General features: G+C 40.1%; 12 protein-coding genes. 1 reads left to right on the top strand and 11 read right to left on the bottom strand.

What is annotated here, in order from left to right:
* Positions 1-65: 65 nt before the first annotated feature.
* Positions 66-2,291, bottom strand: a complete 2,226-nt coding sequence (gene pbp2a / locus HMPREF2619_RS02995) for a penicillin-binding protein PBP2A (RefSeq protein ID WP_070458905.1) — start codon at positions 2,289-2,291, stop codon at positions 66-68.
* Positions 2,292-2,379: 88 nt separating this feature from the next.
* Here pbp2a and HMPREF2619_RS02990 point away from each other — a divergent pair, with 88 nt between their 5' ends.
* The gene (locus HMPREF2619_RS02990; RefSeq protein WP_083279575.1) at positions 2,380-3,255 is read left to right on the top strand and encodes an RluA family pseudouridine synthase; all 876 of its coding nucleotides are present in this window, start codon (positions 2,380-2,382) and stop codon (positions 3,253-3,255) included.
* Between the two features lie 72 nt (positions 3,256-3,327).
* Here the strand turns inward: HMPREF2619_RS02990 and gap are convergent, their stop codons facing one another.
* From gap to HMPREF2619_RS02940, 10 genes are all read right to left on the bottom strand, one after another.
* Positions 3,328-4,338, bottom strand: a complete 1,011-nt coding sequence (gene gap, locus HMPREF2619_RS02985) for a type I glyceraldehyde-3-phosphate dehydrogenase (protein WP_000260668.1) — start codon at positions 4,336-4,338, stop codon at positions 3,328-3,330.
* Between the two features lie 268 nt (positions 4,339-4,606).
* Positions 4,607-7,258 (bottom strand): bifunctional acetaldehyde-CoA/alcohol dehydrogenase, encoded by a 2,652-nt coding sequence (gene adhE / locus HMPREF2619_RS02980; RefSeq protein ID WP_070458901.1) that lies wholly within the window; start codon positions 7,256-7,258, stop codon positions 4,607-4,609.
* 300 nt (positions 7,259-7,558) lie between these two features.
* Complete coding sequence (locus tag HMPREF2619_RS02975) at positions 7,559-7,972, bottom strand: MORN repeat-containing protein (protein WP_070458899.1); 414 nt, start codon at positions 7,970-7,972, stop codon at positions 7,559-7,561.
* On the bottom strand, positions 7,947-8,402 hold the full coding sequence (locus HMPREF2619_RS02970; RefSeq protein ID WP_070458908.1) for a low molecular weight protein-tyrosine-phosphatase: 456 nt from the start codon (positions 8,400-8,402) through the stop codon (positions 7,947-7,949). Before HMPREF2619_RS02970 ends, HMPREF2619_RS02975 begins: the two co-directional genes overlap by 26 nt.
* A gap of 48 nt (positions 8,403-8,450) precedes the next feature.
* Positions 8,451-8,771 carry a preprotein translocase subunit YajC gene (gene yajC / locus HMPREF2619_RS02965; RefSeq protein ID WP_000509386.1) on the bottom strand — a complete coding sequence of 107 codons (321 nt, stop codon included), beginning with the start codon at positions 8,769-8,771 and terminating at the stop codon, positions 8,451-8,453.
* 116 nt (positions 8,772-8,887) lie between these two features.
* Entirely contained in the window at positions 8,888-10,864 is a 1,977-nt protein-coding gene (gene tkt / locus HMPREF2619_RS02960; protein ID WP_070458897.1) for a transketolase, read from the bottom strand.
* A gap of 113 nt (positions 10,865-10,977) precedes the next feature.
* Complete coding sequence (gene ulaG / locus HMPREF2619_RS02955; RefSeq protein ID WP_006153413.1) at positions 10,978-12,069, bottom strand: L-ascorbate 6-phosphate lactonase; 1,092 nt, start codon at positions 12,067-12,069, stop codon at positions 10,978-10,980.
* Positions 12,070-12,185: 116 nt separating this feature from the next.
* Positions 12,186-13,859, bottom strand: coding sequence for a BglG family transcription antiterminator (locus HMPREF2619_RS02950; protein ID WP_070458895.1), 1,674 nt, complete (start codon positions 13,857-13,859; stop codon positions 12,186-12,188).
* Positions 13,860-14,025: 166 nt separating this feature from the next.
* Complete coding sequence (locus HMPREF2619_RS02945) at positions 14,026-14,733, bottom strand: L-ribulose-5-phosphate 4-epimerase (RefSeq protein WP_006153388.1); 708 nt, start codon at positions 14,731-14,733, stop codon at positions 14,026-14,028.
* 1 nt (position 14,734) lies between these two features.
* Positions 14,735-15,598 carry an L-ribulose-5-phosphate 3-epimerase gene (locus HMPREF2619_RS02940; RefSeq protein ID WP_070458893.1) on the bottom strand — a complete coding sequence of 288 codons (864 nt, stop codon included), beginning with the start codon at positions 15,596-15,598 and terminating at the stop codon, positions 14,735-14,737.
* Positions 15,599-15,600: the final 2 nt, after the last annotated feature.

Genomic DNA, 15,600 nt, shown 5'->3' with positions numbered 1-15,600 from the left:
ATACTGACAAGTGAGGGAGAAAAAAGACAAAGATTTGAATCCTTGTCTTTTACCTTTTATACGTTTTAGCGAAACAGATCTACAATGGTATCCCAGACAGTCTGAGCTTTTTCTTTAATTTTAGCATCCGAAAATGCTCTTCCTGCTTCATCGACCAGATTTTGCGCCCGTCCACGAATATCTGATAGTATATCGTCAGACTGTGCACTAGTGTCACTTGTAGTTTTTTTAGGTACGTTTTCTGGTGCAATGCCATTCATTTTATAAGCATTTTCAACTGTAAAAGTACTTCCTGGTGTATAAGGAAGAATTGTTTCTGCCATACTTTTAAAAATGTGAGCAGCACCATTCGAAGTCGAACCTGCTAAATAGTGATTTTCATCAGTAGTAGGGAAACCAAGCCAGTGGCTAATGACTAGATCAGGTGTATAGCCAATCACCCATTGATCACTCGTATATTCTGGATTGAAGGCAGCCTCTGTCGTTCCGGTTTTTCCAGCCATAACATAATCATCTGGAGACGAACTTATCCCTGTACCATTTGTAAAGGTTCCGAGCATCATACTTGTCATTTTATCAGCTACCGATTTGTCAACTACTCGTTTTTGAGTGTTTTTATGAGTAGCAATCACTTGACCACTAGCATTTTCAATACGAGTGATAAAGTGAGCGTCTGGCATGAGTCCTTCATTTGCAAACACTGCGTAGGCTTGGGCAATCTGAAGAGGGTTAGTTTCTACGCCACCACCTAAAGCCACTCCAAGCACACGATCTACATCGCTCATGTTTAGACCAAACTTTTCACCCGCTTCAAAGGCTTTATCTATTCCAAGCTCTTTAACAGTAGCTACTGCAGGTAAATTTAAAGATTTAGCCAAAGCTTGATACATGGGTACTTCTCGTGATGTCTTGATTCCTGCGTAGTTGTCTACTTTATAATCACCATATTGCATGGTATGATTATCCAACTCCTTATTAAGAGACCAGCCTGCCTCAACCGCTGGTGTGTACACTATCAAGGGTTTAATAGTAGACCCTGGACTTCTTTTGGATTGGGTTGCATAGTTAAAATTTCTGAAACCTGTTTTATCATCCCCGGCCACTCGACCAACAACTCCTCGAACTCCACCTGTTTTTGGTTCTAATGCGACACTACCAGACTCTGCATGTGTTCCATCTTCAGCTGTCGGAAAGAGAGAAGTATTTTGGTAGATAACCTGCATATTTGCTTGGTAATTTTGATCTAGCTCCGTATAAATTCGATAACCGTTATTAACGATTTCTTCCTCTGTTAGATTATACTTTTCAATAGCTTCATTGACAACTGCATCAAAATAGGAAGGATAACGGTAGTCTGATATTTTCCCTTCATAACTATCTTTCAACTGAGAAGCCATATCAACACTTGCTGCTTCTGCTTCCTTATTTTTATCAAGATAGCCGGCAGCCACCATATTTTGCAAGACAGTATCTCTTCGGTTAGTTGAATGCTCAATAGAATTCAGAGGATTGTACAATTCTGGGCCTTTAAGCATACCTGCTAAAGTGGCGGCTTCATCAAGAGTTAATTCCGATGCCGAAACACCAAAGTACTTTTTGCTAGCATCTTCAACACCCCAAACTCCATTACCGAAGTAGGCATTGTTCAAATACATGGTTAGAATTTCTTTTTTACTGTATTTTTTGGTTAATTCTAAAGCAAGAAAGAATTCTTTGGCCTTTCTCTGCACAGTTTGATCTTGTGAAAGATAAGCATTTTTCGCCAACTGTTGAGTAATTGTAGATCCACCACCCGAGCGACCAGCTGTTAGGATAGCTAGGAAAAAACGACCATAGTTAATTCCACTATTTTTATAGAAGCTTCTATCTTCTGTCGCAATAACAGCATTCTGCAAATCTTCACTAATTTCCGAGAGCTCAACGTAGGTTCCTTTTTGACCTGACAAGGCACCAGCCTCATTCTCTTCTCTATCAAAAATCACCGTTCGTGTTTTCAAAGCATTCTGCAAGTCTGTAACATTTGTCGATTTAGCCAAGGCAAATAGATAAACCCCAACAAACAAGCTTGCACTTAGTCCAAGAATTAGAAAGATTTTGGTCAAATGATAGCGACGCCAAAATTTTCGAATGGGTCCGACTTGCCCAGCTTTCTTTCGCCCACCTCTTGACCTTCTTAAATTAGTCGAGGTATTTTCTTCATTATTAACTTCTTCGATTTCTATTTCTGCCATTTCAGATTCTTCTTTTTTAAACAAAGAAAGAAACTTTTCAAATAATGTATCTAATTTCATGCGTTTATTTTATCATCTTCCACATAGGAAGACAAGAATTTAGCTAGTTTTCCTATCCAAATAATCTATTTTTTGTTACAATATCTGTATGAAATTTACCTTTGTTATCCCTGATTCTCTTCCTGAAATGACTGTCAAAGTCTTCTTGGAGGAGCAACTACTCATTCCGAGAAAAATACGGCATTTCTTGAGAACTAAAAAGCACATTCTCATCAATCAAGAAGAAGTCCACTGGCATCAAACTATCAAATCTGGAGATGAATGTCAACTGATTTTCGATGAGGAGGATTATCCTACAAAAGAAATTGTTTGGGGAAATCCTAATCTTGTCCAAGAAGTCTACCAAGACCAACATTTGATCATCGTGAACAAACCAGAAGGTATGAAAACTCACGGGAATCAACCAGAAGAAATTGCACTTCTCAATCATGTCAGCGCCTATGTAGGTCAAACATGCTATGTCGTTCATCGGCTAGATAAGGAAACGAGCGGTCTCATCCTCTTTGCTAAAAATCCATTTATACTGCCCATCCTCAATCGATTACTGGAGAAAAAAGAGATTTCCCGCGAGTACTGGGCTCTGGTTGAAGGAAAAGTAGGTTCTAAAGAGCTTATCTTCCGAGATAAAATAGGTCGCGATCGTCACGATCGTAGAAAACGGGTGGTGGATTTCAAAAATGGTCAATATGCTGAAACTCATGTAACTCGATTGAAGCAATTTCAAAACAAGACCTCTCTGGTCCGCTGTAGATTAAAAACAGGACGTACTCATCAGATTCGAGTTCATCTATCTCACCACGATCATCCAATCCTTGGAGATCCTCTCTACAATCTACATTCAAAAACTAAGAGACTAATGCTTCATGCATTTAAACTTTCCTTTGTCCATCCTCTGACCTTAAACCAATTAAGCTTTACTGCGCTATCAGATACATTTGAAAGAGAATTAAACCAAAATGGATGACACTATCATCCATTTTTTCTTATAGATACAAAAAAGCAAGACCAGTTGGCCTTGCTTTTATCAACTCAAGAATTATTTAGCGATTTTAGCGAAGTATTCAAGAGTACGTACAAGTTGTGCAGTGTATGACATTTCGTTGTCGTACCATGAAACAACTTTAACCAATTGTTTACCGTCAACGTCAAGAACTTTAGTTTGAGTTGCGTCAAACAATGATCCGTAAGACATACCTACGATATCTGAAGATACGATTGGATCTTCTGTGTAACCGTATGATTCGTTTGAAGCTGCTTTCATAGCTGCGTTCACTTCATCAACAGTAACGTTCTTTTCAAGAACAGCAACCAATTCAGTAACTGATCCAGTTGGAGTTGGAACGCGTTGTGCAGATCCGTCAAGTTTACCGTTCAATTCTGGGATTACAAGACCGATAGCTTTAGCAGCACCAGTTGAGTTAGGAACGATGTTTGCTGCACCAGCGCGAGCACGACGAAGGTCACCACCACGGTGTGGTCCGTCAAGGATCATTTGGTCACCAGTGTAAGCGTGGATAGTAGTCATCAATCCTTCTACAACACCAAAGTTGTCTTGAAGAGCTTTAGCCATTGGAGCCAAGCAGTTTGTAGTACATGAAGCACCTGAGATAACTGTTTCAGTACCATCAAGAACATCGTGGTTAGTGTTGAATACAACTGTTTTAACGTCGTTTCCACCAGGAGCAGTGATAACAACTTTCTTAGCTCCACCTGGGTGCAAGTGTTTTTCAGCAGCTGCTTTCTTAGCAAAGAAACCAGTAGCTTCAAGAACGATTTCTACACCGTCGTTAGCCCAGTCGATTTGCTCTGGATCACGTTCAGCAGAAACACGGATGAATTTACCGTTAACTTCAAATCCACCTTCTTTAACTTCCACAGTTCCGTCGAAACGACCTTGAGTTGTGTCATATTTCAACAAGTGTGCAAGCATAACTGGATCTGTAAGGTCGTTGATGCGAGTAACTTCAACACCTTCTACGTTTTGGATACGGCGGAAAGCAAGACGACCGATACGTCCGAAACCGTTAATACCAACTTTAACTACCATTAGTGATTTCCTCCTTATGAAAATCATGAAAATTTTATTGTGAAAAGAGTAACTTGAATCACTACAAATCACCTTTCAACATACCTATTATATAACTATTTGAGTTTAATTGCAAGTGCTGGCCTTGTTTTTCTGATAAGCTTTGGTAATATTTTCATTCCTTTACTTAGCCTTGCAGCCTACTCCAATTCTATGCATTTCTTAATAAAAACATATTCTATAAGCATAAAAAAACCGAGGTTTACCCTCGGTTTTGGCTGATAATCAATTATTTACGACGTCCTGGTCTTTCTTTGTAACCATAGTAAGCATCTTCGATGATTTCTTGCATATGGTCAACCATTGGAAGACGTGGGTTAGCTGGTGAACATTGATCTTCATAAGCAAGGAAGGCCAATTCACGTGAATGTTCTTTCCATTCTTTTTCGTCAATTCCTTGTGCTTTGAAGTTCATTTGGATACCTACGCGCTCACCAAGTTCGTAGACAGCTTTTGCGTAAGATTCCACACCTTCTTCTGGAGTAGAAGCTGGAAGTCCAAGCATGCGTGCGATATCTTGATATTTCTCGTCTGCACGGTAGTAGTTGTACTTAGGCCATGTAGCTGTCTTAGCTGGGCGAGTACCGTTGTAACGGATAACGTATGGAAGCAAGATTGCATTTGTACGTCCGTGAACCGTGTGGAATTGAGCACCAATCTTATGAGCCATTGAGTGAGAAATACCTAGGAAGGCATTGGCAAAGGCCATACCAGCGATTGTTGAAGCATTATGCATTTTCTCACGTGAGTGGAAGTCTGCATTCTTAACTGAGCTTTCAAGGTTTTCGAATACAAGTTTGATGGCTTGAAGAGCAAGTCCGTCAGTGTAGTCGCTAGCCATTTGTGATACGTAAGCTTCAGTTGCGTGAGTCAATACGTCCATACCAGTATCAGCAGCTACAAATCCAGGAACTGTCAATACCAAAGCAGGGTCTACGATTGCCACAGTTGGTGTCAATGAGTAGTCAGCGATTGGGTATTTACGGTTGTTTGCTTTATCAGAGATAACGGCAAATGGAGTTACTTCAGATCCTGTACCAGATGTAGTTGGGATAGCGATGAATTTAGTCTTCTTACCAAGCAATGGGAATTTGAAGGCACGTTTACGGATATCCATGAATTTTTGAACCAAGTCACGGAAGTCCACTTCTGGTTGCTCGTAGAAGAGCCACATTACTTTAGCAGCATCCATTGGTGATCCACCACCAAGAGCGATGATTGTATCTGGTTTGAAGGCACGCATAATCTCAGTACCACGTTCAACTGTAGTGATATCTGGATCTGGTTCTACATCTGCAAAGATTTGGTAAACAACCTTATTGCGACGAAGGTCAAGTTGTTCGATGATACGATCAAGGAAGCCAAGCTCTACCATAGCGTGGTCAGTAACGATCATGACACGCTCAACGTCACGACATTTTTGAAGGTATTGAATTGAATCACGTTCAAAGTATGTTTTTGAAGGAAGTTTCATCCATTGCATGTTATTTCTCCGTCTTCCGACTTTTTTGATATTCAAGAGGTTAATGGCGCTAACGTTATCCCCAACTGAGTTACGTCCGTAAGAACCACATCCGAGTGTCAATGATGGCAAGAAGGCATTATAAACATCCCCGATACCACCGAAAGTAGAAGGTGAGTTACAGATAACACGAATAGCTTTAACAGCTTTACCAAATTCTTTAGTCAATTCTTCATCAGCAGTATGGATGGCAGCTGAGTGTCCAAGACCGTTAAATTCAACCATTTGACGAGCTTTTGAAATGCCGTCTTCGCGGCTTTCAGATTTCAAAACTGCGATAACCGGTGATAATTTTTCACGAGTCAATGGCTCGTTTTCACCAACTTCTTTACATTCTGCAGCAAGAATGTTTGTTCCTTCTGGAACAGTAAATCCTGCTTGTTCTGCAATCCAAGTTGCTGGTTTACCAACGATGTCAGCGTTCAATTTTGCACCAGCACAGTTTTTGCTATTTGCTTTCACGCCGAAGCAGAACTCTTCAAGAAGAGCTTTTTCTTTTTTGTTTACAAAGTAAGTGTGATAAGATTTGAACTCTGCTACAAATTCATCGTAAATTTCTTTATCAATGATAACCGCTTGTTCAGATGCACAGACCATACCATTGTCAAATGATTTAGACATTACGATATCGTGAGCAGCTTGGCGGATGTTAGCTGATTTTTCAACATAAGCTGGAACGTTTCCGGCACCTACCCCAAGAGCTGGTTTACCACATGAGTATGCCGCTTTAACCATGGCATTACCACCTGTTGCAAGGATTGTTGCAATACCTTCGTGGTTCATCAATGCACTAGTTGCTTCCATAGATGGTTCAGTAATCCACTGTACACAGTTTTCAGGAGCACCTGCTTTAATCGCAGCATCACGAACGATTTGAGCTGCGTGAGCTGATGATTCTTGAGCTGATGGATGGAATGCAAAGACAATAGGATTACGAGTCTTCAATGAAATCAACGCTTTAAAGATTGCTGTTGAAGTTGGGTTAGTTGTTGGAGTGATACCACAAACAACACCAACTGGTTCAGCGATAAGAGTCAATCCTGTTACATCATCTTCTTCGATAACACCAACTGTTTTAGTGTGGCGCATGTTATTTACCACGTGCTCACAAGCAAATAGGTTCTTAGTTGCTTTATCTTCAAATACTCCACGTCTTGTTTCTTCAAAGGCATGTAAAGCCAAGTCTCCGTGAGCATCAAGTGCAGCAACTGAAGCTTTTGCTACGATATAATCGACTTGATCTTGGTCAAGTTTACGCATTTCTTCAAGGGCAACTAAAGCTTTTTGCACCAAACCATCGACATGCTTTTCAGCAGCGAGTTTCTTTTCTTCTGGTGTTACAGTTTTTTTATCAGCCATATTTTCCTCCATAGCTTTCAAGGATTGTAAGTCCTTTGTTAATTTTTTCACAAGATTATTATAACTCTTTTTTAAACATTTGTAAACAGTTTCATGAGCATTTCACAAACTTTTTTTGTTTGTTTGTGAAAATGATGTCAAACACCCTTTTGCAGATACTTTTGAGCTACTAGTTTGTGAATGTTTTTAAAAAAGTTTTATTTTTCACAAACTTAGTTGTAAAGAGGGGTTGGAAATGTCTTTTGTTTCCATGTAAGCGCTTTCTATAGTTCTGGAAGAATACCTCCTTCTAGGAGGAGGTTATTGTGCTTGTTGAAATAAACCTTGTTTGAAATCCCCTTCATAGACGACTTCTTGTTCGGTAGTCAGTTTTCCTTTTCCTTCAGCTTGGCCATTTACAAAGTCTCCCTCATATACCCAACCTGCTTTAGCTTGGTAGGTACCTTTACCATTGAAGGCACCATTGCTAAATTCTCCAGTATAGGTATCACCGTTTGAGAAGGTAACAGTGCCCTGACCATTCATCTTACCACGAACTAGGCTCCCGTCATAAATAATAGCATCGTTATCAAGCTTAAGAACGCCCTGTTTTGGAAGATTGGTCAGAAATACGAGACCTGCACAGATAACAATGACGATCACTGTCGCAATTTCTAAACGGGGACGTGTTAAATAGACACTATATTTTTCATAGAGTTTTTTTAAATTTTCCATGTTCACTCTCATTTTCTAAGCGACTTAACCAAGTCTGGCAACCAGTTAAAACTCGGTCATAAGTTTCTTCAAAATCACCTGTATACCAGGAATCTGGAACGCTTTCAGATGCAAAAGGCTGTATCTTATATTGTTGATCCTGTGGACACACCTGATGCAAATCAGCGAGATTAGACTCATCCATCCCAATGATATAGTCAAAATACTCAAAATCTTTTTTAGAAATTTGTTGGGAAGTTTTCGAAGTATCATAAGGAACGCCATGACTTCGAAAGATGCCTTGCGTCCCTTTGTGGATTGGATTACCGTGTTCCCAGGAAGAAGTCGCTCGACTTTGAATCTCATATTTATCGGTCAGGGATTTCATTACAAATTCCGCCATAGGACTACGACAAATATTGCCAAGACAGACAAAGACAACTTTTTTCATCATTGTTCCTCTCATTTATAGAAAAACGGGAATGCATTCCACCCCGTTTTATTCTTCAATAGCACTGCCTTCTTCGATAACTGCGCCTTCAGGTGTGACAGCTTCTTTGACTGGCAAAACTGTTCTAATTGCACCTAATTCGAAAGTCAAGTATACTCCGTCTACATCAAGTACAATCGTTTTGTTTTCAGTATCAACTTCATCGACTGTACCGTAGAGACCACCGATAGTGATTACTTCGTAGCCTTTTTGAAGTTTGTTAAGGCTCTCCATACGTTTTTCAGCTTGTTTCTTTTGAGAACGTTGCATGAAGAACATCAAGCCAAACATCAAAACAAGCATAATCAAGAATGTTAAATTCCCACCCATTATTTTTTCTCCTTTGTAATTCAGATAAAACTACTATATCAAATTTCACTTGTTTTTACAAGATTGCACCTTGATTTTAGGTCAATAAAAAACCAGAGCAAATGCCCTGATTTTTCTTATTTCAAGTTGTTTACAAGTTCTACTAAGTTTTCAACTGTAAATCCATATTCTGCTAAAACTTTTGGTGCTGGGGCAGACGCTCCAAAGGTATCAATACCGAGAACCGCTCCATCAAGACCAACGTATTTGTACCAGTTTTGAGTTGCTCCCATTTCAACTGCTACACGGCGACGAACTGCATTTGGTAAAATCTCTTCTTTATATGCTGCATCTTGTGCATCAAATACATCTGTAGATGGCATGCTAACTACGCGAACTTTTCCACCTTGACTTGCCAATTCTTTAGCAGCTGCAACAGCCAGATTAACCTCTGAACCAGTCGCAATCAAAATTGTATCAAAGTCTGCTGCATTTTCATAGACAACATAAGCACCTTTCGCAACCTTGTCAAAGTCTGTTCCTTCCTCAACAGTCAAGTTTTGACGAGTCAAGACAAGAACAGTCGGTGTTTTCTCGCTCTTCACTGCTTGATACCAAGCCGCTTGAGTTTCACGCGCATCTGCTGGGCGGAAAACATTAAGGTTTGGAATCGCACGAAGACCTGCCAAGTGCTCAATCGGTTCATGAGTTGGTCCATCTTCACCAACTGCGATTGAATCGTGAGTGAAGACATAAGTCACTGGAAGACCTTGTAAGGCTGACAAACGAACTGCTGCTTTAAGGTAGTCTGAGAATACGAAGAAAGTTCCACCATAAACTCGAAGTCCACCGTGAAGAGCCATTCCGTTCAAGACAGTACCCATTGCAAATTCACGAACACCAAACTGAATGTTACGATTTAAGCGATTTGCATCATCTTGAAGTCCGTCAGTTTTGATGTAAGTCATGTTTGAATGAGCAAGGTCAGCTGATCCACCAAGGAAGGTTGGCAATTTAGCAGCTACAACATTCAAAGCATCCTGGCTTGAGTTACGAGTTGCTTGAGAGAAGCCATTTTCTAAAGCTGGGAAGTCTTCTGGAGTCAATTCAACTGGATCACGACCTTCGATGATTGCTTCCACTTCTGCAGCAAGTTCTGGATGAGCTTCTTTATAATCTGCAACAAGTTTTGTCCATGCTTCGTATGCTGATGCACCACGGTCTGCAACATTTTCTTTGAAATCAGCATAAACTTCTGCTGGAATTTCAAACGGTTCGTAGTCCCAACCCAGTGCTTGGCGAGTTGCAGCAGTTTCGTCTGCACCAAGAGGAGCACCGTGTACAGCGTTAGTCCCTTGTTTGTTTGGAGAACCATAACCAATAACAGTTTTCACTTCGATCAAAGATGGTTTGCCTGAAGCCTTAGCTTCTTCAATAGCAGCATGAATAGCTTCTAAGTCTGTTCCATCTTCTACCAAGGCTGTATGCCAACCGTAGGCATTGTAACGATCGCGAACACTTTCTGTGAATGAATCTTTTGTCTCACCATCCAAGTTGATATCATTTGAATCATAAAGAACAACCAACTTGTCAAGCTTTTGCAAGCCTGCATAAGAAGCGGCTTCGCTTGAAACACCTTCCATCAAGTCACCATCACCACAGATAACGTAAGTATAGTGGTCAAAGATGTTATAACCTTCACGGTTATACTTAGCTGCAAGGAAACGTTCTGCTTGTGCAAAACCTGTCGCAGTCGCAATCCCTTGTCCTAGAGGGCCTGTTGTTGCATCAACCCCTGCTGTATGACCGAATTCTGGGTGACCTGGAGTTTTAGAGCCCCATTGACGGAAGTTCTTCACTTCATCCATGCTCACATCTTCAAATCCTGAAAGGTGAAGAAGGGCATAAAGAAGCATTGATCCGTGACCAGCTGAAAGAATGAAACGGTCCCGGTTAATCCAGTTTGGTTGGGCTGGATTGATACGAAGTTCTTTAGTGAATAGGCTGTATGCCATCGGTGCAGCTCCCATAACCACCCCTGGGTGACCTGAGTTCGCTTTATTGATAGCGTCAATACCTAGAAAACGAATCGCATTAACAGATAGATTTGACATAGAATTTCCTTTCTCTTTGAGGTGATAGGTCTATCACGCATCTTATTTTACTATTATATGAAAATTATCCGTATCGTGCAACATACGGATAACCTCCAGAAAAAATTTTTATATTAAAGCAAGGCTTTGAATTGGATATTTGAGTCTTGTTCGAAGCAGTCATCAAAACCACGTGGGTGATGATATTCTATTAAGTGTTGGTCTTGAGGATAAGTGTATTTACCACCAACTTCCCAGATAAATGGATGGAAATCGTATTGCAAGCGATCTTTTCTCATTTTCCAAAGTTCTAGGATTTCATTCGTAGAAGCCATGAAGTTAGACCAGATATCATAGTGAACTGGGATAATGACTTTAGCACGTAGATTTTCTGCCATGCGAAGAAGGTCGATAGATGTCATTTTATCTTGGATACCTACTGGGTTTTCACCATAGTTATTCAAAGCAACATCAATTTTGAAGTCTTTACCATGTTTCGCAAAGTAGTTTGAGAAGTGAGAATCCGCACCATGATAAATGGTTCCACCTGGTGTTTCAAAGACATAGTTAACAGCCTTTTGAGCCATTTCTTCATCTGTAACAGCTAAGCCAGCAAGTTCACCACCTGTCTCATCAGCACCGTTCACTGGTAGAGTTACCAAACAAGTACGGTCAAATGATTCTACTGCATGAATCTTCATGTCTTTTAGTTCGATAGTATCACCTGGTTTGACAACGATGATACGTTCTTTCGGAACACCCCAGCCTTCCCAGATTCGTCCACAATGGTAAGGTCCGATAAACTTAACATGCTCTAACTTAGGATTGTTGAGAATTGCTGCAGCTGTATATGGGTCGATATGGTCACTATGGAAGTGTGAAACCAAGTAGTAGTCGAGTTCATTGATAGCAAATGGATCGATAACCATTGGCTGAACACGCAAGTTTGGTTGCAACTTACGAACACCTGCCATATTTGCCATTTGGTGTCCACGAACCATATCTTTCACTTTTTTAGTTGATTTTCCACGGTTTGACCAAAGGTCCATGACAACGTTAGCACCACCTGGTGTTTTAATCCAAGTACCACAGTTGCCTAGCCACCACATGGCAAAGTTGCCTTCAGGAACGACTTCTTCTTCGATTTCTTCGTTCAACCAGGTTCCCCACTCTGGGAAAGTAGCTAAAATCCATGATTCTCTTGTAATTTCTTTTACGTTTGGCATTTGAAATCCTCCATATTTTGTTCAAGTATTCATTTCATACTTAGTATAACACCGACCGATATATTAAAAAAGACCAAGAAAAACACAGGCTTGTGTTCATCATTGGACTGTGATGTTTATGATTCATCTAAAAAAGCTTGGATGACTAATTCTTGGTTGATTAAAAGTTGAATTTCTTCTTGTAATTTTGCTGCAGCGTGTTTATCAGATATATAGGTAGCAATAATTGTTGAGAGATTATCCTTGAAGGTTCGACCATCTTTTCGAAGAACCTTATTTTTCATAAAGTCTGTTATGCGTAAAATATCTTCTGCCTCAAGTATAGGGTTTACCTTTAGCACTGGGAAGCGACTCTCAAGTTCATCGTTTGTTGTAAGTAGCAAATCAACCTGAGTAATATCCTCCACGCTTTTGAACTGCTCAGTGGTAAAGACTGCCCCTATCTGTTCATTTGGAAGATAGAAGCGGCATTGTTTAAGTAAGAGTTTAGAAACGCCCACTCCTTCATCACACACAATATAAATCTTCTTGGTATTGTTTTGAATCGATGGAGTATACTTTAAAAATCCTCCAACGTGAATGGTCAGATAGGCAATCTCATCATCCGTCAATCGAATCTGCCAGGCTTCTTCTAGCACTTCAGCACATTTTTTTGTAATTACGAAAAGCTCACTATACTTGGAACGAATCTGCCGAGTTAAAGGATTTTTTGAGAAGATCCCATAATTTTTTCTAAATAGTAGAGCCTTACAATGAATCACGAGATTCCTCAACAAGTCTTCTTTCTGTTCAATCTCCATTCTGGTTTGGGATTCAAAATACCAAATAAACTCTTCTAAAGCCATTCTCAAATGCTGAAAATCTTTACTTTCTGCATGGATGTCTCGATCTTTTCGATAGGATAACAAAAGAATAGCTAACAGAGATCTATCTAATTCCGAAAACGAGATGCTAAATGTTTCAAACAAGCGCTCTCCTAGTTTTTTTGATACCTGATATTCAATTCTCTTTCGAATCAGTGAAAATTCTTGCTCAATTTCTTTATGCTTATCCTGATTATGAGTAACGGTATCACATCCAAGTAGAAGATAAGGGAGAACCTGTAGCATAAAAGTGACTTCGTGATGGTTTATTTTTTTCCCCAAATCCTGCTCAACCAATGGAACCTGTTTTTCGAGGAATTGATTGACCTCATCAGAAAGAAGCATCTCACCTTCTAATCGCTCCTTGATTTTCTCCTCTAAAATAGCTACAAAGGCTGGATTTTCTTCCATAAAGACATGATAGAGAAGGGATTGAAGATACTGGATTTTATTAAGAGGGTGCGCATTTAGATAATAGCCTCGAGATTTGCTAACTTGAAGCGTTACTTGATACTGCTCCAAGGTTAGTTGGTAACGAATGCTATTTAAGTCATTAAGGACTGTATTTCGAGAGACTTCTGTTAATTCCATGAGTTTTTCAAGCGTGATTCTCTCTTTGGAAATACCAATCAGAAGGAGCATCAGCTGCATCCGCTCATTGGCGCTCATGATGTAATCATAAGAATCAACTTCGTCTAATAATTGACGACAAGCTTCTCTTTGTTCCTCGGTTAAGTGAATACCAATCCGAGGCAGACTGATGATATGCAAATTCTCATCATCCAAAGCATCATTGATTTTATCAATGTGATAGTAGATTTTTCTTCGAGATTGAGCTAGATCTTTTGAAATCGTCATAATCGTTTTGGACGTTTCTTGATCCATCAAATATTGAAGCAAGTCACAGCTCGCCTTATCTAAAACCATAATTCATACTCCTCTATTTGTCAATCGCTTCCAAAACAACTTTATAATGGTATCACATTCGTACAGACTTTGCAATTATGTGCTGTAAACTCTTAACAGTGGATACTTACAACTACAAAAGCGAGGCTTGGATCGTAAGGTCCTAGCCTCTTTTCAATTCAATTTCTTATTTCTTTTGACCGTAATAAGCATTTGGTCCATGTTTACGTTGGTAGTGCTTTTCTAGGATGTACTGGGGAGCAGGTTCAACTCTTGGATTGATTTGCTCTGTGAAACGATTCATCTTAGACACTTCCTCTAGTACAACAGAGTGATAGACAGCATTCTCTGGATTTTTGCCCCAGGTAAATGGACCGTGATTACGTACGACAATCCCTGGTACTTCAACAGGATTTAGACCACGACGTTCAAACTCTTCTACGATAACTAGGCCAGTATCTTTTTCATAAGCTACTTCTACTTCATCCTTGGTCAAACTACGGGCGCAAGGAATTGAACCGTAGAAATAATCCGCATGAGTTGTTCCATAGAAAGGAATATCACGACCTGCCTGAGCCCAACCAACAGCTTCTGTCGAATGGGTATGGACCACACTAGCAATCTCTGGCCAAGCCTTATATAACTGCACATGAGTTGGAAGGTCCGAAGATGGTCTTAAATCTCCTTCTAGAACCTTGCCATCCAGGTCAGTTACCACCATGTTTTCAGGGGTCAATTCGTCATAGTCTACACCTGATGGTTTGATAACAATGACACCGAGTTCGCGATTGACTTCCGATACATTGCCCCAGGTAAATTTAACAAGTCCATGTTTTGGCAATGATTGATTGGCATCACAGACTCGTTTACGCATAGCATTGATTACTTGATTCATCTTACATCAAACCTGCTTTCTTAATGAGTGGGTAGAGAAAGGCTTGGGCCTCTTGAATGGCTGCGCGTGTTTCTTCTACAGTTTCACAATTTTCAGACCACATTTCGATTAGGAAAGGACCATTATAATTGGTTTGCTTTAAAATATCGAAAGCTTCTTCCCATTTGACACAACCTTGCCCAAAAGGTACATCTCGGAATTGGCCCTTTGAACTTTCTGTCACTGCATAAGTATCCTTGAGATGGAGAGCTGCAATAGCATGATGGCCGAGATAAAACTCACTGTAGATATCATTATGCCATGCAGACACATTCCCAATATCTGGATAGACAAAGAGGTAGGGAGAGTCAATCTCTTTCTCTACAGCCAAGTATTTTTCGATGCTATTGATGAAAGGATCATCCATAATTTCGATGGCAAGTACCACCTGAGCTTCTTCTGCCCAGTCACAAGCTTTTCTCAAATTTTTGATAAAACGTTGGCGTGTCTGGGATGACTTTTCCTCATAGTAAACGTCGTAACCAGCTAATTGAATCGTACGAACTCCCAAATCCTGAGCTAATTCGATACATTTTTTCATGAGTTCCAGAGATTTTTCCTCTAGAACTGGATCATTTGATCCCAATGGGTAGCGACGATGACCTGAAAAACAGATAGAAGGAATACGAACTCCAGTTTCATAGATCGCTTTGACAACTTCCAAGCGCTCTTCCTTGCTCCAGTCAAGTCTTGCTAAACGCTCGTCACGTTCATCAATAGACATCTCGACAAAATCAAAGCCTAACTCCTTAGCAAAATTTAAACGTTCTATCCAAGTAAAGTGGGTCGGGGTTGCCTTTTCATAAATTCCAATTGGACGTGCCATGG

Origin of the sequence: Streptococcus sp. HMSC074B11 (genome assembly GCF_001808705.1) — a bacterium.
In the GTDB taxonomy this organism is placed as follows: domain Bacteria; phylum Bacillota; class Bacilli; order Lactobacillales; family Streptococcaceae; genus Streptococcus.
This window is presented reverse-complemented; position numbering and strand designations above follow the sequence as displayed.

Coding starts and splice junctions, on each gene's coding strand:
- pbp2a (WP_070458905.1), bottom strand. CDS start 2,291: ATGAAATTAGATACATTATTTGAAAAGTTTCTTTCTTTGTTTAAAAAA.
- HMPREF2619_RS02990 (WP_083279575.1), top strand. CDS start 2,380: ATGAAATTTACCTTTGTTATCCCTGATTCTCTTCCTGAAATGACTGTC.
- gap (WP_000260668.1), bottom strand. CDS start 4,338: ATGGTAGTTAAAGTTGGTATTAACGGTTTCGGACGTATCGGTCGTCTT.
- adhE (WP_070458901.1), bottom strand. CDS start 7,258: ATGGCTGATAAAAAAACTGTAACACCAGAAGAAAAGAAACTCGCTGCT.
- HMPREF2619_RS02975 (WP_070458899.1), bottom strand. CDS start 7,972: ATGGAAAATTTAAAAAAACTCTATGAAAAATATAGTGTCTATTTAACA.
- HMPREF2619_RS02970 (WP_070458908.1), bottom strand. CDS start 8,402: ATGAAAAAAGTTGTCTTTGTCTGTCTTGGCAATATTTGTCGTAGTCCT.
- yajC (WP_000509386.1), bottom strand. CDS start 8,771: ATGGGTGGGAATTTAACATTCTTGATTATGCTTGTTTTGATGTTTGGC.
- tkt (WP_070458897.1), bottom strand. CDS start 10,864: ATGTCAAATCTATCTGTTAATGCGATTCGTTTTCTAGGTATTGACGCT.
- ulaG (WP_006153413.1), bottom strand. CDS start 12,069: ATGCCAAACGTAAAAGAAATTACAAGAGAATCATGGATTTTAGCTACT.
- HMPREF2619_RS02950 (WP_070458895.1), bottom strand. CDS start 13,859: ATGGTTTTAGATAAGGCGAGCTGTGACTTGCTTCAATATTTGATGGAT.
- HMPREF2619_RS02945 (WP_006153388.1), bottom strand. CDS start 14,733: ATGAATCAAGTAATCAATGCTATGCGTAAACGAGTCTGTGATGCCAAT.
- HMPREF2619_RS02940 (WP_070458893.1), bottom strand. CDS start 15,598: ATGGCACGTCCAATTGGAATTTATGAAAAGGCAACCCCGACCCACTTT.